This window comes from Lysinibacillus sp. FSL K6-1151, assembly GCF_038630755.1.
GTDB lineage: Bacteria > Bacillota > Bacilli > Bacillales_A > Planococcaceae > Lysinibacillus > Lysinibacillus fusiformis_D.
The window spans coordinates 3,004,928-3,026,188 of sequence record NZ_CP152040.1 but is presented as its reverse complement, the minus strand read 5'-3'; the positions used below and the strand labels follow the sequence as shown (position 1 = coordinate 3,026,188).

Annotated in this window: 23 protein-coding genes; 12 read left to right on the top strand and 11 right to left on the bottom strand. The window is 38.1% G+C overall.

The window, feature by feature from the left end:
* The first annotated feature begins 116 nt into the window (after positions 1-116).
* The 5 genes from MHI04_RS14600 (at position 117) to cyoE (ending at position 4,612) form a co-directional block, all read left to right on the top strand.
* Positions 117-596 (top strand): thioredoxin family protein, encoded by a 480-nt coding sequence (locus MHI04_RS14600; protein ID WP_036120381.1) that lies wholly within the window; start codon positions 117-119, stop codon positions 594-596.
* A gap of 671 nt (positions 597-1,267) precedes the next feature.
* Positions 1,268-1,969 carry an O-linked GlcNAc transferase gene (locus tag MHI04_RS14595; protein ID WP_058844803.1) on the top strand — a complete coding sequence of 234 codons (702 nt, stop codon included), beginning with the start codon at positions 1,268-1,270 and terminating at the stop codon, positions 1,967-1,969.
* A gap of 130 nt (positions 1,970-2,099) precedes the next feature.
* The gene (locus MHI04_RS14590) at positions 2,100-2,657 is read left to right on the top strand and encodes a hypothetical protein (RefSeq protein WP_058844802.1); all 558 of its coding nucleotides are present in this window, start codon (positions 2,100-2,102) and stop codon (positions 2,655-2,657) included.
* Positions 2,658-2,695: 38 nt separating this feature from the next.
* Positions 2,696-3,349 (top strand): alpha/beta fold hydrolase, encoded by a 654-nt coding sequence (locus tag MHI04_RS14585; protein ID WP_058844801.1) that lies wholly within the window; start codon positions 2,696-2,698, stop codon positions 3,347-3,349.
* Positions 3,350-3,661: 312 nt separating this feature from the next.
* A complete protein-coding gene (gene cyoE / locus MHI04_RS14580; RefSeq protein WP_036120361.1) occupies positions 3,662-4,612 on the top strand; it encodes a heme o synthase in 951 nt (316 codons plus the stop codon).
* A gap of 85 nt (positions 4,613-4,697) precedes the next feature.
* On the opposite strand, the gene MHI04_RS14575 is transcribed toward cyoE, so the two are convergent.
* From MHI04_RS14575 to MHI04_RS14550, 6 genes are all read right to left on the bottom strand, one after another.
* Entirely contained in the window at positions 4,698-5,432 is a 735-nt protein-coding gene (locus tag MHI04_RS14575; protein WP_036120358.1) for a metallophosphoesterase, read from the bottom strand.
* A 250-nt stretch (positions 5,433-5,682) separates the two neighbouring features.
* Positions 5,683-6,132 (bottom strand): helix-turn-helix domain-containing protein, encoded by a 450-nt coding sequence (locus MHI04_RS14570; RefSeq protein WP_036120355.1) that lies wholly within the window; start codon positions 6,130-6,132, stop codon positions 5,683-5,685.
* 125 nt (positions 6,133-6,257) lie between these two features.
* Positions 6,258-6,662, bottom strand: a complete 405-nt coding sequence (locus MHI04_RS14565) for a hypothetical protein (RefSeq protein WP_036120352.1) — start codon at positions 6,660-6,662, stop codon at positions 6,258-6,260.
* A 92-nt stretch (positions 6,663-6,754) separates the two neighbouring features.
* Complete coding sequence (locus MHI04_RS14560; RefSeq protein WP_036120348.1) at positions 6,755-8,092, bottom strand: hemolysin family protein; 1,338 nt, start codon at positions 8,090-8,092, stop codon at positions 6,755-6,757.
* A 32-nt stretch (positions 8,093-8,124) separates the two neighbouring features.
* Positions 8,125-8,508 (bottom strand): MerR family transcriptional regulator, encoded by a 384-nt coding sequence (locus MHI04_RS14555; protein WP_080717047.1) that lies wholly within the window; start codon positions 8,506-8,508, stop codon positions 8,125-8,127.
* A 175-nt stretch (positions 8,509-8,683) separates the two neighbouring features.
* Positions 8,684-9,169 (bottom strand): hypothetical protein, encoded by a 486-nt coding sequence (locus tag MHI04_RS14550; protein WP_230593778.1) that lies wholly within the window; start codon positions 9,167-9,169, stop codon positions 8,684-8,686.
* A gap of 197 nt (positions 9,170-9,366) precedes the next feature.
* Here MHI04_RS14550 and MHI04_RS14545 point away from each other — a divergent pair, with 197 nt between their 5' ends.
* Complete coding sequence (locus tag MHI04_RS14545) at positions 9,367-9,495, top strand: hypothetical protein (RefSeq protein WP_255358828.1); 129 nt, start codon at positions 9,367-9,369, stop codon at positions 9,493-9,495.
* A gap of 135 nt (positions 9,496-9,630) precedes the next feature.
* Here MHI04_RS14545 and MHI04_RS14540 read toward each other — a convergent pair whose 3' ends face one another.
* From MHI04_RS14540 to MHI04_RS14525, 4 genes are all read right to left on the bottom strand, one after another.
* Positions 9,631-10,203 (bottom strand): nucleotidase, encoded by a 573-nt coding sequence (locus tag MHI04_RS14540; RefSeq protein ID WP_036120338.1) that lies wholly within the window; start codon positions 10,201-10,203, stop codon positions 9,631-9,633.
* Positions 10,204-10,215: 12 nt separating this feature from the next.
* Positions 10,216-11,322, bottom strand: a complete 1,107-nt coding sequence (gene ispG / locus MHI04_RS14535; protein WP_170829863.1) for a flavodoxin-dependent (E)-4-hydroxy-3-methylbut-2-enyl-diphosphate synthase — start codon at positions 11,320-11,322, stop codon at positions 10,216-10,218.
* A 105-nt stretch (positions 11,323-11,427) separates the two neighbouring features.
* Positions 11,428-11,772 carry a hypothetical protein gene (locus tag MHI04_RS14530; protein ID WP_036120330.1) on the bottom strand — a complete coding sequence of 115 codons (345 nt, stop codon included), beginning with the start codon at positions 11,770-11,772 and terminating at the stop codon, positions 11,428-11,430.
* 52 nt (positions 11,773-11,824) lie between these two features.
* Positions 11,825-12,343: a DUF1189 family protein gene (locus MHI04_RS14525; RefSeq protein ID WP_036120327.1), complete on the bottom strand. Its 519-nt coding sequence runs from the start codon at positions 12,341-12,343 to the stop codon at positions 11,825-11,827.
* 194 nt (positions 12,344-12,537) lie between these two features.
* Here MHI04_RS14525 and MHI04_RS14520 point away from each other — a divergent pair, with 194 nt between their 5' ends.
* The 4 genes from MHI04_RS14520 (at position 12,538) to MHI04_RS14505 (ending at position 17,939) form a co-directional block, all read left to right on the top strand.
* Positions 12,538-14,169 (top strand): Na/Pi cotransporter family protein, encoded by a 1,632-nt coding sequence (locus tag MHI04_RS14520; RefSeq protein ID WP_036120325.1) that lies wholly within the window; start codon positions 12,538-12,540, stop codon positions 14,167-14,169.
* Positions 14,170-14,236: 67 nt separating this feature from the next.
* Positions 14,237-14,716, top strand: coding sequence for a DUF456 domain-containing protein (locus MHI04_RS14515; RefSeq protein WP_058844800.1), 480 nt, complete (start codon positions 14,237-14,239; stop codon positions 14,714-14,716).
* Positions 14,717-14,891: 175 nt separating this feature from the next.
* Positions 14,892-15,497: a superoxide dismutase gene (locus tag MHI04_RS14510; RefSeq protein ID WP_036120319.1), complete on the top strand. Its 606-nt coding sequence runs from the start codon at positions 14,892-14,894 to the stop codon at positions 15,495-15,497.
* A 237-nt stretch (positions 15,498-15,734) separates the two neighbouring features.
* Positions 15,735-17,939: a penicillin-binding protein 2 gene (locus MHI04_RS14505; protein ID WP_342534967.1), complete on the top strand. Its 2,205-nt coding sequence runs from the start codon at positions 15,735-15,737 to the stop codon at positions 17,937-17,939.
* A 611-nt stretch (positions 17,940-18,550) separates the two neighbouring features.
* Here MHI04_RS14505 and MHI04_RS14500 read toward each other — a convergent pair.
* Entirely contained in the window at positions 18,551-18,742 is a 192-nt protein-coding gene (locus MHI04_RS14500) for a hypothetical protein (protein ID WP_058844127.1), read from the bottom strand.
* Positions 18,743-19,274: 532 nt separating this feature from the next.
* Here MHI04_RS14500 and MHI04_RS14495 point away from each other — a divergent pair.
* Positions 19,275-20,249 (top strand): PstS family phosphate ABC transporter substrate-binding protein, encoded by a 975-nt coding sequence (locus MHI04_RS14495; protein WP_036120305.1) that lies wholly within the window; start codon positions 19,275-19,277, stop codon positions 20,247-20,249.
* A 64-nt stretch (positions 20,250-20,313) separates the two neighbouring features.
* Positions 20,314-21,261, top strand: coding sequence for a phosphate ABC transporter permease subunit PstC (gene pstC, locus MHI04_RS14490; protein ID WP_036120302.1), 948 nt, complete (start codon positions 20,314-20,316; stop codon positions 21,259-21,261).

The window sequence follows — 21,261 nt, the reverse complement described above, 5'->3', positions numbered from 1 at the left end:
GTGAAATATCTTCATTTAAAGGCAAATTAGTTTACTAGGTTTTCAAAACACTTTATAATCAAACGCGAATACACTAAAATTAGGCTTTTAGTGTAAAAAAGGAGGTCACTATTTTAGTGAAAAAATTATTAATTATTGGCTCAGTGATTGTTGTATTATTTGCAGCAATTATTGTGCTTACCAATGTCTCAAACAAGAGTAAATTAGAAAGCGCAAACAACCCTTACGGCGATAAAAAGCTAAAACAAGAAACAATCGATCAATTAGACGATAAAAACTATCAAAACATTATGTTACCAGATGAACTAGAAGCTAAAATTGAAGCTGGTGAAGCGGTTAATGCTTACTTCTTCAGTCCAATTTGTGTTCACTGCCAAGCATTTACACCAGTATTAATGCCAGTTGCCGATGAGCTAGGTGTTGATGTTGCACAATTGAATGTCTATGAATATGAAGATTTATGGAATAAGTATAATATTGAAGCAACACCGACATTTATTCATTTCGAAGGTGGTAAAGAAGTAAATCGCTTTGTAGGAGCTCTTAAAGAAGAGGATTTACGTACTTTTTTAAATACCGTCGTGTTAAAGAAATAGAGAAGTAGAGACTGTATCAAAATAACTTTTGATACAGTCTCATGTTGTTGAAAAAGATGATGTTAATAGCAGAACAAGACTTTTTAACAAGGTAAGAGGTTGATTTCCGTTCCGCCAGCGTCCTTTCCAGGGGGCGTCCGATGAGCCGCTTCACTCACTGCGTTCGCTCCAGGGTCTCCTCTATGACGCTAAATTCCCTAGGAGTGACGCTGGCTCCACTCCAATCAACCTTTCTGCAAAAGTGTCTTTTCCTGAACAAAATAGACCATTATTTATATTATAAGAGAGGATAGCCTCTTATTTTCAATGTGGAGAAGTGATGTGTGACAACACCCCTCCATAAAAGAGTAGTGAATGCCTTCACTTGAACCTTTGCTAAAAAGTTAACATTTTTATTTTATGGGGTGGAAGGCTACTTGAGTCCCGTGGGATAGCGAGACAGGCGAGCCTCTAAACGGAGCGGTAGCAGAGGAAGCGGCTCGGCGCTCGCCCACAGGAAAGCAAGTAGCCTACAACAGAAATCCTTTTTTACCTTTCACAAAAATGCTATTATGGATGGTTTTCTTTTCCACATTAAGAGACTGTATCAAAATAACTTTTGATACAGTCTCTTTTGGTTTTTGTAGTGTATACTAAAAATACTGAAAAGTTGTACACTGGAGGAATCGACAATGTCAATGGATGATTATTTTTATAACGGTGAACTGATGAAATGCTATGAATTGGCGAAGCAGGTGACAAGCGAAGAAGAAAAAGCACGGGCACAAAAATACATGGCTTTATTCGAACAATATGATCTTGATCGCTACCCAAAGCCTACAGCACATGGGGAAGTACAGCATGCAGAAAGAGCTGATGAAAGCTACCCTGAATCGGATTTGGTGGTGGAAATACGTGCAATAGAAGAGGAAGAGGCATTTGCCAAGCGTATTCAGCAATTAGAGGAAGCTGCGAAAACAGGCACACCATCCGATAGGGCTCAATCCTTTTTTACACAAGGGGAGCTGTTTTTATTTGCTCACCACTACAATGAGAGTGTTCACTGCTTTCAACAAGCAGTAAAGGAAAACCCAAATAAGGCTGTCTACTGGGGGATTACGGGGCAGACAATGCATCGCTTTGGTTGGATGCCTTTTGATGCACTTGGTTATTTAGAGCAAGCGATTCAACTAGATCCTATAAATCCTCGTTGGAAATGGAATAAAGCACTAGTCCTTATTCAATTGGCGAAGGATTTACAAATGGCTCCATTTATGGCGAATGCCGCACTCGCTTTGGAGGATGCACTAGCCTCTTGCGGAGAACAGCAACGATCATTGAAAGATGCCATTCAAAATACAATGGATACTATGGATAGCTATGTGTTCTCTTAATTTATGTAGGATGTCTCCAACTGTAAATGGAGGCATCTTTTTTCGGCTGAGAGAGGTTCGTTGCCATATTCCACAATCATGGTATGATAAGAAAGAAAATGATTTGTAGATATAAAGGACGGATTTTTTTATGGCACAAGAAGTGGCAAATAAATTTATTGAAAACGTATGTAATCATTTAGTTCGCAATATGAATATAACGAAGGTGGAAGAGCATTTTAAAGAAACCATTGCCGTGCAGCGACAATCAGCCGCATCCACTAAGGACTTTTGGGATATGCTGATGGTCAATATGCTCTTTTTTACTGAGAATGAACAGGCTTGGGAGCAACAATTTTTAAAAATGCTTCATGCAAAAAATTGGCTAAAGCCTGCAGCGCTGGAGGAAGAGTTATTAATGCACCAGATGCGAATTCGTCAGCAAGTAGCAGAGCAAATGGAGGCAGCGAAGGAATTATTCCATAAGCAGTATGAGACGGAAAACATGACAGAGGAAGCCATCATTTATGACTATGCATATAGCTCAGCCGGTCATTCAATGCGGATGGATTTATTAACTGTTTTTGTATCAACGCCAGAGCAATCAAAAGTACTTTTTGATGCAGACCCAGAAGAAACAATTCGTATTGTAAATGGGTATATTGCTTATCATACAGATGGTTTGATTAATAAAACAAAATTATGCTAACTTTGTTACGAAGTTTTACGTGAAAGGAATTTAATTGAATGAATACACCATTTACTTTTAAACATACACAACCAACTGAAATGGATTCTACGAAAAAATATCCTGCTATTTTTTTATTGCATGGTATGGGTAGTCATGAAGAGGACTTACCACAATTAGTGCAAGATTTTCAAGAGCAATGTCATATATTTAGCTTACGAGGGCCGATTACACAGAATCCTGGCTATGCTTTTTTCACGATTCAAGAGGTGGGACAACCAGATCGCGCAATTTTTGATAAAGTATTAATGGCGCTTCAACGTTTTATATTAGAAGCGATCGATGAATATCAAATCGATCCTCATAAAGTATTCGTCTTAGGCTTTAGCCAAGGCGCCGTATTAGCACAATCACTTGCCTTTGTCATGGGGAATTTAGTGACAGGAATCGTTGCTTTAAGTGGCTATACCCCTAAATTTGTAACGGAGGAATATGCCATCCGCTCAGTAGAGCATTTACATGCTTTTATTTCTCATGGTGATTATGATTATGTCATTCCTTCTCAATGGGGCATGGAGAGTAAGGAGATTTTTGAACAATTTGGTGCAAAGGTAACCTTTAAGCAATATCCAGATGGACATGGTGTCACACCTGATAATCTTCGTGACCTTGTAGCATTTTTAGCACAGCAATTACAAGAAGATCTTCAATAAAATGACAACCGAGGCAAATAAATGTCTCGGTTTTTTTTGCTATGGAAAAAAGATCACTTATCAAATTATTTTTCTCCAATAGTGATTAGAAGAATCGAGGCAAGAAGGTTCAAATTCATGTCAGTCGGTGGTATCATAGAAGATGTTGTGAATGAGCGTGGTTGGTTAGATGAAAACATGTACTTTATGTGAACATAGAGACAGAACCAATCTAAAAGGGGTAAAATAATAATTTGATGTGCTAGATGCAAATTTTGTCGCTTTCTATCGATGGAAGCGGGTAGAAATTATGGAGAAAAGGAATTAAGATGAATGGAACAAAATCTGAAAACGGAGCATAAACCGCAATCCTCCGAAAAATCACGAGGGAAGTCATCACGCTCTGCTATTTTAGCGCAAACGGTCAAAACTGGCATTATCAAATCCAATTTAATACCGATGTGGGCTGGTTTAACGCTAGGCATGTACAAAAATAAAATGACGTTAATGGACAATATACCAGAAATTATTTTTTCAACAATCGGTTCTGCCCTTGTAATTGGAGCAGCAGGGGCATTTAATAATGTCTATGATCGTGATATTGATGCGATTATGCCTCGTACACAAAGCCGACCAACTGTAACAGGGGAAATGTCAGCAAAAACGACGCTATCTTTAGCCGTTGCGATGTTGATCATCGGGGTAGCTGTGTTGGCACTGGCTTCACCATTAGCAGCTGCGTTTGGTCTATTAGGTGTGTTTTTATATGTAGTCCCTTATACAATGTGGACAAAACGTCGTACGATTTATAATACGGAAATTGGTAGTATTAGTGGGGCAGTGCCGCCATTAATTGGTTGGTCTGCGGTATCAACAGATATTACACATCCTGCGATACTTGGTTTATTTTTTGTCATGGTGATTTGGCAAATGCCCCATTTTTATGCCATTGCGATCCGCAAACGTGTAGACTATGAAGCAGCCAGCGTACCTATGCTGCCCGTTGTCAAAGGAATGCGCCGTACGTATTATCAAACCAATTTTTATTTAGTTTTATTGATTCTATCAAGCTTTTTATTTGGCTCGTTAAGTGTTGGAATTATGCTTGTGGCATTGATTTTAAGTGTTGCTTGGTTAGTGATGAGTATTTACGGCTATCATAGTAATACGGATCAAGTGAAATGGGCTACTAAAATGTTTGTCTTTTCACTTTTCCATATGACAATACTATTTTCAACTGTCATTGTATACTCATTAGTAGGGGTTATCTTTAAGTTATATTGATTCAATCAATGATGACTAGACGTCATGGCGTCCAGATTTATAGAGCTCGCTTGAAAAAACAATCTTCAAAATAAAAACCAACAAGTTATTCGTTACTTGTTGGTTTTTTATTAGCTACTGAAATAATTTGGCGACTTGGCCACTCTAATGCATGTAGCTGTCCGCCAAAAACTGCGCCACCATCAATGCCTATGATGTTATTTTCTCCGAAATAGACACGATAGTCCGTTGGATTTTGGTGAAGATTATACGTAGGGGTATGTCCAAAGATCACCGTTTTATCCCCATTATAACCTGCATGAAATTCCTCACGAATCCACAGTAAACGCATGGGGTCAGTGTCTGCGATAGCGACACCAGGAACAACGCCCCCGTGGACAAAAATAGCATCCTCTAACTCAATATATATTTCAAATGTTTCAATTAGTTGTAAATGTTCTTCAAGCTTCGGTAATGTTTGAATAAAGCTAGGCAATGTATTGTTTTCAATAGCTTCCTCAAAATCTTCCAACTGGTAGCCATAGCTTGCCAGTGTGGCCTCTCCACCACATAGTCCGACCCAATGGTTCCATGGCTTAGCAAGGCCAGAACGACAGGCATTGAGCATGATTGCCTCGTGGTTACCTAGCAAAACACGTGCACCCTTTGCTTGTAATTCATTAACCAAATTTAATACACCACTAGAAGCGGGACCTCTGTCTACGTAATCACCAAGTAAAAAAAGTTGGTCATTCGGTGGATCGTAGTTTGCTTTTAAAAGTAATTCTTCTAACAGCCCTAATTCTCCATGTATATCACTAATTGCTAGTATTCGATTCATTTTCGAGCATCCTTTCTAATAGTAAAGCATTACTATTCAGTATAGAGAATTCTTCTACAAATTTCGACTTTTCCAGCTTTTACATAGAATGGTCGAAGAAATAATTCACTTCCTACTATTTTTCTTTATCATATGAAAGGAGATTTTATTTCCTTATTCATTTGTCAGGGGTGGGGGTTTTGCGAGAGGGGAGGGGCTGAAGGTTAACAGCAGAAGCAGGTTAGAATACTTATACTGTTAACCTATTAGATTAAATCATTAATTCGTCCCAAGCTTGTTTAACGATCTGTTCATCAAATGTTGAAATAAGGCGAAAGTTATTATTGTCTAAAATGCGGAAATGCTGACTGATAACGTTTTGCTGTAGTTTATAACCATCGTGCTCATGAATATTTTTCCACCATATGTATCCACCCATTGTTTTTTCCTTTGGCTGCAATGTTCCATTATTCGCGATTAAATCTACTACCTCCAATGGATCACCGCCAAGCTCATGCTGTAAAATCGAGCTGTCACGACACAAAGTGCAAATGGCAACAGTAGTTGTCCAACCAGCTAGGATACGGCCTTTTTCAATTTGTACAAGTGTTTTCTTAGATAGTCCTAATAAATCACTCATTTGATCCTGTGTAAAAGCTTTTTCTGTACGGATTAATTTCAGTTTTTCTGAAATGAGTGTGATTAATTGTTCACGATTCATCCTAACACCCCTTTTTTCAGATTGTTATGTTCCATTATACATGAAAGTAAAGATACGTGTTTTTCTTTCGATAGTGGAATTAAAAATGAAACAGACTGCCCATAATGGAACAGTCTGTTGGATGATTAAATCTCATATTTTTTCGTATCAGAGATTACACGGAAATGGATGCCTTTAATCTGTGCACTTACTTTATGGCGGAGCGTATCAATATCCACCAGTTCTTCTTTATTTTTGACACATAAGGCAATCTCATGTAATAGGTTTGTAAAAGCCTCCTTAAATAAGGCACGCATATTATCGAAATCTAAACTGCGGAAACTACCATCAATATCGAAGGCTTCCACAGAATTTAATTGCTTAGAAGCTCCTGCAAAACGATCGTCATAGACTGTGTAATTTTCGTCTGTTACAACGATAATATATAAAATTTCTCCTGTAACCGTTTTTAATTCAATATTTGTTTTGTGTTTTTTTACGTCGGTAATAATGTGAATACCATCTGAATGATATAGCTTAAACAATGTCATGTGTATTGCCCCCTGAAACTAGAATCTTATTACGTTATCCATTATATAGTGGAATGGCTAATAATGGAATAATAAATACCAGTTTCATTCTGTTATGTTGATTGTACTTCTGTGATAACTGGTGCACTTTTTCGTAGAGGTCGAACCTCAATATAATGAATTTGATGCCCTTGTTGCTCATAGATGCTAAAGAGATAGGTGTCTAATTCAATATTTCTTGAAGCTTTAATGCCATTATTCACTGTTAAGAACCAACCACCTAATGTTTCTACTTCCTCTGCATCCAGCGTAATGTTTAATAGATTTTCAACATCTTCCACAAGCATTTTGGCATTTAAAATATAGTGATGATCTGTGATTTTTCGAATATCAGCAATTTCATCACCGTCAAATTCATCCCGAATTTCACCAACAATTTCCTCTAAAATGTCTTCAACAGTTACTAGTCCAGATGTACCACCATATTCGTCCATTAAAATGGCCATATGGATTCGTTCTTTTTGCATGCGTACAAGTAATTCCTGAATAGGAATTGTTTCAATAACACGAATGACAGGATTAATGAAATCCTCTAAAACTAATGTGTCGTCTGTAAGTTGTTCAAGTAACCCATGCGTAAATAGCTCCTTGGCATTGATAAAGCCTAGAATATTATCGCGGTCACCATCGTATACAGGGTAGCGCGTATATTTTTCCTCGGCAATGGTATGAATGATATGGGTAAACGATTCATTTTGTTCAATACCAACTATTTCTGTTCGGGGAACCATGATTTCACGAGCAATACGTTCATCAAATTCAAAGACATTGTTCACATATTTAAGCTCAGATTTATTGATTTCACCACTTTTAAAGCTTTCAGACATTAATAATCGCAATTCTTCCTCTGTATGAGAAAGCTCATGTTCACTAGCGGGCTTCATGCCGAATAGTCCAATTAAAACACGTGCAGAACCGTTCAAAAACCAAATAAATGGGTACATGATTTTGTAGAAAAACATAATTGGCTTTGCGAAAAGAAGTGTAATAGCTTCAGCCTTTTGAATAGCTGCCGTTTTTGGAGCTAGTTCGCCAACTACTACATGTAAAAACGTTGCGATAGCGAAGGCTGTACCAATTGTAAAGATCGTCATATATTTATCAGAAATGCCGACCATTTCAAAAAGTGGGTGAAGCATAAATTCAAAGGTTTTTTCACCAACCATCCCGATACCAAGTGCGGTTACTGTAATACCTAATTGGCAGGCAGATAAGTATTCATCTAAATGATGGACAACATGCTTAGCAGCAATTGCTTTTTTATTGCCCTCTGCAACCAGCTGATCGAGTCTTGAGGAGCGCACCTTGACAATGGCAAATTCTGTTGCTACGAAAAAGCCTGTTAAAGCTAATAAAATGGTAAAAATCGATAGGTTTATAATGGTCTCCAAATAGTCGTTCTGTAAAAACAGAACGTCACCTCCTAATTATGAATAAGTAATAGTAAGGATTGCATTAATGCAATACTTTCGGGTGAAACGTTTTTCTTAATGGTTTCAATTTTTTTATCATCTTGTTTGTTCATTTGCTCTAGCAATGAAGCTACATCATGCTCTAAATCTTGCATTTTTAAACGAAGCATTTGTACATCGATTTCTTCATAGGGTGTGATGTTCAATTCATGTTGGATTGCTACGAGTGAGAGTCCCTGTTGTTTGCGTTGTTCAATAAATTGAAGTCGTTCAATCATGATTGGATCATAGAAGCGATAATTTGTTGCAGAACGTTCTGCATCCAACAAACCAATATTGGTATAATAATCGATTGTTCGTTTAGTAATGCCTGTTTTTTCTGCAAGTTCGCCAATTTTTAATTTCTCTGTCCCAATGCAAACACCTCCAAACCATCACGTGATACTTTGATTATAACGTGATGGTCTAAATATATTCAAATGATAGGCGTCAATATTTCAAAATTGTAAGATTTTTTTAATAAAAAAATAACGTTTCTGCCATTGTTAACTGGTAGAAACGTTACTAAGATTAGGGAAGTAAATAGGTATCGTATAGGTGATGGAGTGCTTCCTCACCATTTTCTTGTAAGAGAATTTCCTCATTATATGTAAGTATGACGTTTGTGTGCTTACTATCGATTTTATCATCAATGAATTTACACGTTACCGTGACAAAGCCCGCTTCCGCTAGCTTTTCTTTCATATCTCCATCCCAGGGCTGGTCAGAAAATAGTGGGGGCTGCCAAGTGCCTCTCACATGTAGCTCATTTTTTTCAAGGTCATAATCCCAGCGGATGTCACGTAAAATAGTTTTAAATAGGTCATTAACTGTAAAAGATGTATCTTGATAGTTAATGTCTATAGCGCGCATGGCATGGACATCTCGACTAACTGCACTAGCTGCGGAATTGGCCGCTGAATTGATGCCTGAAGCAGCATCTCTAATTTCTGCTAATCGATCACCACAGCCTGTTAGTAAAGCACAGATGCATGTTATACAAGCTACCTTCGTCATCCATTTCACAAGTAGTCCCTCCAGTCTAGTAAGTTGTTATTACTATCTTAACGAAAAGAAAAATACGAAGAAAGGGCATGAAGGCGGCAGTTTGTGACGGTTTTGCAACGATGCGATCTCCACTTGATTGTTCGGCATTTGGAAAGTATATAAGTCTGAAGATTTAGTAAAATGATGAGAGAAAGGGAGCGGTTTGGATGAAAATTAATGATGAAATGCTTGATCGATTAGGAACTTATTTTGTCTATCATGCTGTTTATGATAATTATGGTATTACCTTTGAAAACTTTGTGGATCGTTGGCTACGAGGAATTCTTGAGGTATAGCAATCATCAATGCCGCCTTGATAATGATGTCCGAATTTTTTGAGCATGCTCTGAAAAATTGAAAAAACGGTAACACTCGATTTAGTAGACAAGTTAAACAAAAGAGTCGTGTCCAAGTTTGAACACGACTCTGCTTTATTTGAAATAATCTGTAATAAACTGATTGGCTTCCTGCCAATTATATACTCGTATAACATTATCAGGAACAGTGAGGCGGTTATATGGTGTGTCAAATAACACAACAGGGATTTTTAGTTCCTCCGCCAGCATTACCGCATTATCGTGCTTATCCTCAAAGAAAGCTTCTACATGATGCTTTTTCGCGGCAGCTAGTTTATCGTGGCTACCTAGAAGTTCGATATGATCGTATGGTATAGCTTGCGTTTTAAACCAATTGACAGTGATGTTTGCTACATTTTCACCTCGTGCAGAAATATAATACAGCTCGAAATTATTTTTCCAAGCGGTTAGAATATTTTTTGCATCTTTTGCCACTTCAGAGACTTCATACATATAAGGCTCATTTTCCTTAAACCATGTATTAAATGCACTGCGGTCAACAGGGTGTGGAAAGGCGGATAAAAAATCATATTCACAAACATCATCAAGTGTAATATTTACATTGTATTGCTTATTAATATGTGGAATGAGTGTACTTGGACATGTCACAGTCCCATCGATATCAATACCAAAACGAGGCTTTTTCATGCTAGCACCTCCTTAAGCATTCGCTTTTTGTGCTGCTTCTGCTGCTTGCTTTTCTTCCATTTCTGCTGCTAATTTATCAATTTCTTTTTTCAGTTCTTCCACCATCGTTTCTTCAGGTACTTTACGAACTGTTTTTCCCTTCATGAAAAGTAAGCCTTCACCACGAGCACCAGCAATTCCGATATCCGCTTCTCGTGCTTCACCTGGACCGTTTACGGCACAGCCCAACACAGCTACTTTTAAAGGAACCTTTAATTTTGAAATATATTCTTCCACTTCATTTGCGATCGAAATTAAATCAATTTCAATGCGCCCACATGTAGGACAAGAAATAAGTGTGGCCATATTAGAGGCTAGACCAAATGATTTTAATAATTCTCTTGCTACTTTTATTTCTTCTACAGGGTCAGCTGAAAGGGAGATACGCAATGTGTTCCCAATGCCTTTTGAAAGGATGGCTCCAAGACCAGCTGCTGATTTTACTGTACCAGCAAACAGTGTCCCTGATTCTGTAATCCCTAAATGAAGCGGGTAATTAAAGGCTTTCGCCGCCTTTTCATAAGCTTCAATAGCAAGATTAACATCAGATGCCTTCATTGACACGATAATATCGTGGAAGTCCAAGTCTTCCAAAATTTTAATATGGTGTAGAGCTGATTCAACCATACCATCAGCTGTAGGATAGCCGTATTTTTCTAAAATATGACGCTCTAATGAGCCGGCATTAACACCAATACGAATGGGGATACCTTTCGCTTTGGCAGCATTAACAACAGCTTCCACTTTTTCTTTACGGCCAATATTACCTGGGTTAATACGTACTTTATCAATACCATTTTCAATGGCTTTTAATGCTAATCTATAGTCAAAATGAATATCAGCTACTAATGGAATATGAATACGTTTTTTAATTTCGGCAATCGCATCCGCTGCACGCTCATCTGGTACAGCAACACGAACAACCTGACAGCCCGCTTCCTCAAGACGAAGAATTTCCGCAACTGTTGCTTCTACATCATGTGTTTTGGTTGTACACATACTTTGAATGAATAATTCATTACTACCACCAATTGTTAAGTTACCGACACGTACGGGACGCGTATTTGAACGGTGACAAATTTCACTCATTAACTTTCTCTCCTTTTCGGGCCACTATTTTCAGCCGTCACTGTCATTTATTTTAGCAGTGTAGGAAAATAAGGACAAGGAAGAAACGCTAACTTTTCATTTTCCACATTTGTTTTCAAGCTCAAACGACAGTGGAAGCTTGATATTTTCACCTGGAATGAGAGCTTGTAATTGTAAGTGTGGGTTTAAGTTGTAAAAAAGTTGTAAGCGCTCTGGAAAGGTCATAGGAACTTTTGCAGGATGTAGGGCAAATAAACTATGGATAGTGTCACCTTCAATCGTTTGTACTGTAATATAATTTGGCTCACGCTGTTTTTCACAAAGACTATTTTCTGTATTTTTGGTAGATAAAGCTGCCAGTGGGATAGATCCTTCGGTTAAATCTACTTTGACGACAAAGGCGATCACAATGATGATGGCTGTTAAGATGAATGCGCGCAAAAAATCCCCTCCTTTTCTACACTATATTGAGAAGAGAGGGGATTCATGCACATTATTTTGTAATTGGTTGTTTTGGATATTTTGTAAAGGCCACAATTAATAGAGTAATGGTTAACAATAAAGAGAATACAGTGATAATGGTACTGTTAATTGGTAAATAGTCTGCTAGCATTGATAGCAAAGTTGCCCAAGTGATGGCAAAGGTAGCTGTTCGCCAGATGTGACGATATTCACCTCGACGCTTCATTGCCTTTAAGATAAATAAACCAGCTAAAGCATAGAGAGCAATTTGTGCAAATATGAGCATGGTTGTCACAACAAAAAGCATGAGGAAGGTGAATGGATATAAGAGCCATTTAATGCCTTCTATATATTCCGTTAAACCAGTTAAACTATCCATATCAAATGTATCAACAGACATACCTGCTGCAAAGCGACCTAAAGAAAATACGGACACAATGGTAATGAGTAGAAAAGTATATTGAATAACCTTTCCAATAGGTAATAAACGATAGGCTGCTAGTTTTTTAGGATGAATGAGACTATCGATAAAAAGCTGTGAGTGTTTCATACTATATCTCCTCCAATCGATATTTTAACATGTTCAAAGAGGACAGGATATGAAAGAAGTATAAATGAAGAGGAACTAGATGATAAAATGTTAACATTATGTAAAGAAGTTAAAGGATTTCTTTACTTTTTGTTGGTAATCATTTAATGATTACAAATAGAGTAGTAGAGATGTAGGAATTGGAGCGAAAACAATTGACAATAGATTGGCAAAGCATACTCTTTCAATTTTTAGGTGGGTTAGGGGTATTTTTATTTTCCATTAAATTTATGGGTGATGGACTTCAGAAATCAGCGGATGATCGATTACGTGAATGGTTAAATCGCTTTACTACAAACCCGATTATGGGTGTCTTAGTGGGTATATTTGTAACGATTTGTATTCAGTCAAGTTCTGCAACAACAGTCATAACTGTAGGTTTAGTGAGTGCTGGTTTTTTAACATTGCGTCAAGCCATTGGCGTCATCATGGGGGCAAATATCGGTACAACCATTACAGCATTTATTATTGGCATTAATATTGGTATCTATTTTTACCCTTTGTTGGCAATCGGTGCAGGTTGTTTGTTTTTCTTGAAAAAAGCAACGTATCAACATATTGGCCAGATTCTTTTTGGCTTTGGTGGTTTATTTTTAGGGCTAGAGCTAATGAGTGCAAGTATGCAGGCACTACATCAATTGGCAGACTTTGCATCATTAACGCTTCATTTAAGTAATCAACCGATTTTAGGCATATTTTTAGGAACCGTATTCACATTATTGGTGCAAAGTTCTACTGCGACGGTTGGTGTGCTGCAAGGGTTATATGCTGAACATTTAATTGGTTTAAATAGTGCATTACCTATTTTGTTTGGTGAAAATATTGGCACGACCATTACAGCGGTATTAGCTTCCCTTGGTGCTTCTATTTATGCAAAGCGTGCAGCTGCCGCACATGTCCTTTTTAATGTCATCGGCACGATCATTTTCATGCTATTCTTTACACCATTTATACAGTTTGTCCAGTGGGTAAGTGAGTTATTTCATTTAGAGCCTCGCATGCAAATTGCTCTTGCACATGGTTCATTCAACGTATTTAATATGATGATTCAACTTCCATTTATCGCTGGACTTGCAACATTAGTTACGAAGTTGCTGCCAGGAAATGACGGTCATATCAATGTGACAACTAAGCATCTGGACCCATCCTTTATTGATTCCTCTCCTGCCATTGCCCTTGGTCAAGCGAAAGAGGAAGTGTTACGAATGGGTGAACATGCATTGCGAGGGCTGGAAGAAACGTTTTTATATATGAAAACGGGGGAAGCAGAACATATTCCAACGGTTTTGCAATTAGAGGTCGGCCTCAATCATCTCGACAATGAAATTACGGATTATTTAGTCATGGTGTCTAAGCAGCCGCTATCTCGAGCAGACTCAGTAAGACACCATACCTTATTAACAAATGTGCGAGATTTTGAACGGATTGGAGACCATTTTGAAAATATATTAGAGCTTCTACAATACAAAGATCATCATGAAGTGAGTTTAAGTAAATCAGCACGACAAGATTTAATTGGTATGTTTAGTTTAGCCATTGAAGCAGTACGGAAAAGCATTGAAGCTTTAGATACGGCGAGCTTAAGTTTAGCTCAGGAGGTAACGGAGCTAGAAAGCTTAATAGATGATATGGAAGATAAACTCCGTCAAAAACATATCGCTCGCTTGAACACTAATGAATGCAGTGGAGCAGCGGGAATTGTTTATATGGATATTGTAAGCAATCTAGAACGTATAGGAGACCATGCAGTAAACATTGCCGACTCGATTTTAGGCATTCGTCATTAGCGAGATGAAACTTTTCACTTTGTTATTCCGTATGAAAGGCAATGCACGGTAAAAGGAGAGAAACTTTATGGAAGTTATTGGCTGGATCTTAGTGATTGCCTGCTTTATTATTTCGTTTATTGGTTTAGTGTATCCGATTATTCCGGGTGTACTATTTTTAGTTGGCGGATTTTTGCTTTATGGTGTATTTTTCTCATTCGCAGAGCTGAGCTGGTGGTTCTGGGTGATTGAAATCCTATTTGTAGTGCTATTATTTGGTGCCGATACAGTGGCAAATGCGTTCGGCATTAAAAAGTTTGGTGGTTCTAACGCAGGAATGTGGGGAAGTACTATCGGTTTATTAATTGGTCCATTTGTTATTCCCGTTGCAGGGATATTAATTGGTCCATTTTTAGGCGCGGTGATTGCAGAACTTATTGTTGAGAAACGTACCTTTAATGAGGCTGTGAAAAGTGGTGTGGGCTCTCTAATAGGCTTTTTAACATCTACCATTGCAAAGGCTGTCATTCAAATCGTGATGATTATTGTATTTTTTATCGCGATTTAATGCTTCACTTTTAAGGTTTAGTGTTTATGATGAAAGGGTAAGATAGTAAACGTATTGATATTTCAGTCAAAAGGCTGAAATCTTCAATTTGAAGTATTTTTCATTGAATGGTTTGACCAATTTTGATAATCTAAGGATGTACTATTTATTTCTTATTTTAGGGAGGAACTTAACAATGGCTTACGAATTACCACAATTAACTTACGCTTATGATGCATTAGAACCACATATCGATGCAAAAACAATGGAAATTCACCATTCTAAACATCACAATACTTATGTAACAAACTTAAACGCAGCAGTAGAAGGTACTGAATTTGCAGAAAAGAACATTAACGACTTAATCGCAAACCTTGACGCTCTTCCAGCTGACAAACAAACTGCTGTACGCAACAACGGTGGCGGACATGCTAACCATACATTATTCTGGGAAGTTATCGCTCCAGGCGGTTCAAATACACCAGTTGGCGAAGTAGCAAAAGCAATCGATGCTAAATTCGGTTCTTTCGATGCTTTCAAAGAAGAATTTGCTAAAGCTGCTACAACTCGCTTCGGTTCTGGTTGGGCTTGGTTAATCGTTGATGGTGACTCAGTGGCTGTTACGTCTACTCCTAACCAAGACTCTCCAGTAATGGAAGGTAAAACTCCAATTCTAGGCTTAGATGTTTGGGAACATGCATATTACTTAAACTACCAAAACCGTCGTCCAGATTACATCGGTTCTTTCTGGAATGTAGTAAACTGGGACGTAGTAGAAGCTAAATTCCAAGCTGCAAAATAATGATGAATCTTCGGCTATGCCAAAGGTGAGTAATCACCAAGGCATAGCCTTTTTTATTGGATAGAAAAGTAAGCGTGAGGGAAAGTATAAAAAAAAGCAACCTTTCCTCAGAAAGTGCCGTCAAATAAATGATGTTTTACATAAGATTTCGTAAGTGCGTGCTTTTCTGTCATACCTTCGAATGGTATACTAAGTATCGTGTATTGAAATGATCAGAAGATGAGGAGGGGAATACATATGCGCAAAGCACCCGGAAAAAATCGCGCGGCGAGTGTTAAAGCAAAACATCATTCTAATTTAACATTTCGTATGAATATCCTTTTCTTTGCAATATTTATCGTATTTTCAATGTTAATTTTTAGACTGGGTTATATGCAAATCGTCAAAGGGGAAGAGTATGTACGACTTTTAGAGAGTAAAGAGGAAGTTCCTGTTAATACAAGTGTGCCAAGGGGCCGCATGTATGATCGTTACGGGCGTATTTTAGTCGATAATCACCCTGAAAATGCCATTACCTATACGAAAATGCAAACGACCACAACAGATGAAATGCTAAATATAGCTGAAAAGCTGGCGCAATTAATTGAACAACCAACAAAACGCGTCACATTGCGTGATAAACAAGATTTTTGGATTATCAAAAATCATGATGCGGCTTATGAAAAAGTGACAAAGGCAGAAGAAGCTGAAATTCGAGCGAAAGAAAATATTACGACAAGTCAAATCAATGCAGAGATTGATAAACTAGTACGTGAACGCATTACGAATGAAGAACTTTTGCAATTGTCAGAGAAAGATTTAGAAGTATTAGCAATCTTTAGAGAGATGACATCTGGTTATAATTTATCACCTCAAATTATAAAAAGTGAAGATGTCTCGGCAGAAGAATTTGCACGTGTCTCCGAGCGTTTAACGGAACTGCCAGGAGTTAACACAACGACAGATTGGAAACGCGTAAAATTATCTTCTCTATCGATTCTTGGTCGTACAACGGTCCCAACAAAAGGGATACCAAAAGAGAAGCTGAATTATTATTTAGCCCGTGATTATTCACGAAATGATCGAGTAGGGGAAAGTTATATCGAAGCTCAATATGAAGAGTTACTACAAGGTCAAAAAACAGTTGTCAAAAATATTACCAATAAAAAAGGGCAGGTCGTCGATACGGTGACAACCTATGAAGGTGAACCAGGTAAAGACTTAATCCTGTCAATGGATAGTGAGCTACAGGCGGAAACAGAGAAAATTTTGGAAGAAGAGCTGCTTAACCTAAAAGCACTCCCAGGCTCGTATTTATTAGATCGCGCCTTCTTAATCATGATGGACCCGAATACAGGGGATGTCCTATCCATGACTGGTAAGAAAATAGAAAAAAATCCTGAGACAGGGAAAAATGAAGTCATTGACTATGCATATGGATCATTTACAACAGCTTATGAGGCAGGTTCATCTGTAAAGGCAGCAACTGTTCTTACTGGATACAATCAAGGTGTTATATCGATGGGTACTTCTATGGGAGATGAGCCTATTGTATTAGCTGGTACAGACCCTAAAACGTCTATTTTTAACCGTAGTGGATATATTCCAATGGATGATTTAATGGCTTTAGAACGTTCTTCCAACTCCTATATGTTTAAGATTGCGTTGCTGCTTAATGGAACACCTTATAGCTATGGTATGCCATTACGCTTAAAGGACGATACGTTCCCCAGAATGCGTAATAATTATGCGCAATTTGGTTTAGGTGTGAAAACAGGCATTGATTTACCAAATGAATTTAGTGGGGTGCGTGGTCCATCAGGTGCAACGATGGGAGGGAAAACGCTTGACTTGGCCATTGGTCAGTATGACACTTATACACCTCTGCAATTAGCACAATATATTTCAACAGTTGCCAATGGTGGCTATCGTATTCAGCCACATGTCGTGAAAGAGGTTCGTGATCCATCTCAAGATGGTAAACAATTAGGCCAGTTAGTAACAGAAGTAGGACCAACTATTTTGAATCAAATTGATAATTCCAAAGAAGAGATCGATTATGTAAAGCAAGGATTGCGTCGTGTATACACTGGTAAACACGGTACAGCACGAGCTCAATTTGCGGATATTCCATATACAGCTGCTGGGAAAACAGGGACAGCAGAGGTAGTTTATTATGGTCCATTACGAGAGTACTATGGTACAAACACGATTAACTTAACACATGTCGGTTTTGCACCATATGAAAACCCTGAAATTGCCTATGCAGTTGTTATCCCATGGGTTAATACAAACTTAGCTCCACACTACTATCAAAATAATGTCATTGCTAGACGTGCTTTAGACAAGTATTTTGAATTAAAAGCAAAATATCAAGCTGAAAAAGTGACAGATAGCAATGTAAAACAACCAATTTTACCTGCCGTTACACAAGAGAAAATTGGTGAGGATGAGCAACAATAAGAAAACCGCTAGGCATGAGAATGCCTAGCGGTTTCATGTTGTTGAAAAAAGGTAATGTCAACGGCATAATAAGCAATTTTGTAAGGCGAGGGGTTGATTTCCGTTCCGCCAGCGTCCTTTCCAGGGGGCGTCTGATGAGCCGCTTCACTCACTGCGTTCGCTCCAGGGTCTCCTCTGTGACGCTAAATCCCCTAGGAGTGACGCTGGCTCCACTCCAATCAACCATTCTGCAAAAGTGTCTTTTCCTGAACAAAATAGCCCATTATTTATATTATAAGAGAGGATAGCCTCTTATTTTCAATGTGGAGAAGTGATGTGTGACAACACCCCACCATAAAAGAGTAGTGAATACCTTCACTTTTTTGCTAAAAAGTGAACATTTTTATTTTATGGATTGGAGTGGAAGGCTACTTGACTCCCGTGGGAATAGCGAGACAGGCGAGCCCCTGCACGGAGGAAGCGGCTCGGCGCTCGCCCACAGGAAAGCAAGTAGCCTGCAACGGAAATCCTTTTTCACCTTTCACATAAATTCTATGGATGGTTTTGTTTTTCAACACTATGAAACCGCTAGGCATGAGAATGCCTAGCGGTTTTTTCTATTAAAGTAAGCTTTACACAGATAATTGCTGAATAGCCAATTCAAACTGCTCTCTTGGCTTTACTCCATAAAGCTCTATATTGTGATAGAAATAAGAAGCTATCATAAAATCAATCGCCTCCTGAAGTGAATATTCCCGATGTTCCATTACTAGTAATAGATAGGTTTTAAAATAATCGGCATTTTGTACTTTTGCATGTTTCATGACAAAGGTCAAACTCTCCTCATCCATTAGCCTCAACGTGATTGTCGCTGATGCTTCGCTTTTGTTCAGAAAAACAATACGTCTAGATTTTTTCGTGCCTGCCATTTGTAACAATCGCCGGAAACTTTATTTCGATGCAGTGGACGTTTGAACACCTGCTAAAAAGCAAAACAAGTATTGATCTCCCGCGATTAAGGAGGGGGCCTTCAACACTGCATCAACATAAAATATTTCCTGACACAAGTGCTTATTATAGCATCTTTCCTATAGGAAGCAAGTAGAAGAAGACCCTCGCGCCTTAAGATAGTGAAATGAATGAGGGGGTGGTCTCTTTTCGTTAGGTGTCGAATCATCTACTCTCAGGACACCATTTACCGTGACGATTGTAAATGCATCTTTACAATCGTTTACAAAGCATTACATTCCTTTACATCTCTTTTACGAACCGTTTATACGACTTCAACAATCAGTCATTATAGTAAAGATTGTAAGACAAATAACTATAAAACAGTTCACGACGGAGGCAAATGAGATGAAAAAGTGGAAGTACTTAACGATGACAGCAGTAATGGGTTCTGCATTAATGCTAGGTGCATGTGGTAGCGATTCTGCACAAAATGGAAACAATGCAGAAACGAACGCACCAGCTAGTTCAGGACAAGAAGCTGCTGATGAAAAGCTACAAGGATCTGTAGCTGGAGATGGCTCATCAACAGTAGCACCAATCATTGAGGCAGTTGTTGAAGAGTATGCAGGCGCACAACCAGATGTCAAAGTATCAGTGGGGGTTTCTGGTACTGGTGGTGGTTTTGAAAAATTCATCGCAGGTGAAACAGACTTTTCAAATGCATCTCGTAATATAAAAGATGAAGAGAAATCGAAATTAGAAGAAGCGGGTATTGATTTTACAGAGCTAGCTTTAGCATATGACGGTTTATCTGTAGTGGTGAACCCAGAAAATGATTGGGCAAAGGATTTAACAGTAGAACAATTACAAAAAATTTGGGTTGAAGATGGAAAAGAGAAAAAATGGTCTGATATTGATCCATCATGGCCAGATGAAAAAATCGTTTACTATTCACCAGGTACTGATTCAGGCACATACGATTACTTCGATGAAGTCATTTTAGATGGTGCGGATCTAGTAAGCTCAGCAACATTATCAGAGGATGATAATATGCTAGTGCAAGGTGTAGCTGGTGACAAAAACGCAATCGGTTTCTTCGGCTATGCTTACTACCTTGAAAATAAAGATAAATTAAACATTGTCAAAGTAAATGGTGTTGAACCAACAAATGAAACAATAGAGGGTGGCGAATATACACCACTTTCACGCCCACTATTCACTTACGTGAAAAATAGTGCTATGAAAGATAATGAAGCAGCATATGACTTCATTCAATTTACACTTGAAAATGCAGGCGATATGGCTGAGGCAGTTGGCTATGTTCGTTTACCAGAAGAAAAATATACTGAAGGCTTAAAAACTTTAGAAGGCTTAAAATAAGTAGACATGCATAGAGGGAAAGAGATGTATGCTCTTTCCCTCACTTATTTGAAAGGAGCTCCCAATGGTTTCTCAAAAGGAAAATAAGACATCATCTGTGCAGCAATTAATTGCAAATTCTCGCAATCAAAAAACAAAGAAAATAGTGGAAAAAGCAATGCCAGCTCTATTATTTTCTGCCGCTATTATTTCGATTTTAACAACGTTTGGCATTGTTTTCACCCTTATTTTTGAAACGTTTGAGTTCTTTAAACGTGTGTCGATTACGGATTTCCTATTTGGGACAAAGTGGTTACCGTTTTCAGGAAATGAACCGTTATTTGGAATTTTGCCATTAATCGCAGGTACATTAAAAGTGACACTTATTGCAGTTGTAGTAGCCGTACCATTTGGAATTGCTTCAGCTATCTATTTAAGTGAATATGCAAGTGAGAAAACACGACGTACAGTGAAACCGATTTTAGAGGTATTAGCAGGTGTACCAACAATCGTCTATGGTTTCTTTGCATTAACGTTTGTCACACCTGTTTTACAAGAAATTGTACCTGGACTCAAATTATTTAATGCATTAAGTCCTGGGATTGTTGTAGGTATCATGATTTTACCTATGATTACATCTCTATCAGAGGATGCGATGTCATCCGTACCAAATAGTATGCGTGAAGGAGCTTTAGCTCTAGGTGCGACGAAATTTGAGGTAGCTATTAAAGTAGTATTACCAGCTGCACTATCGGGAATTATTGCTTCAATCGTGTTAGCTATTTCCCGGGCAATTGGAGAAACAATGATTGTTTCACTTGCTGGAGGATCTACACCGAAATTTGATTTAAATGTAACGGATTCCATTCAAACAATGACGGCGTACATTGTACAAGTTTCAACAGGTGATGCAGGTTATGGTACAACAATCTACTACTCTATCTATTCAGTAGGATTTACATTATTTATCTTTACACTAATCATGAATTTACTTGCTCACTATATTTCGAAACGCTTCAGGGAGGTTTACTAG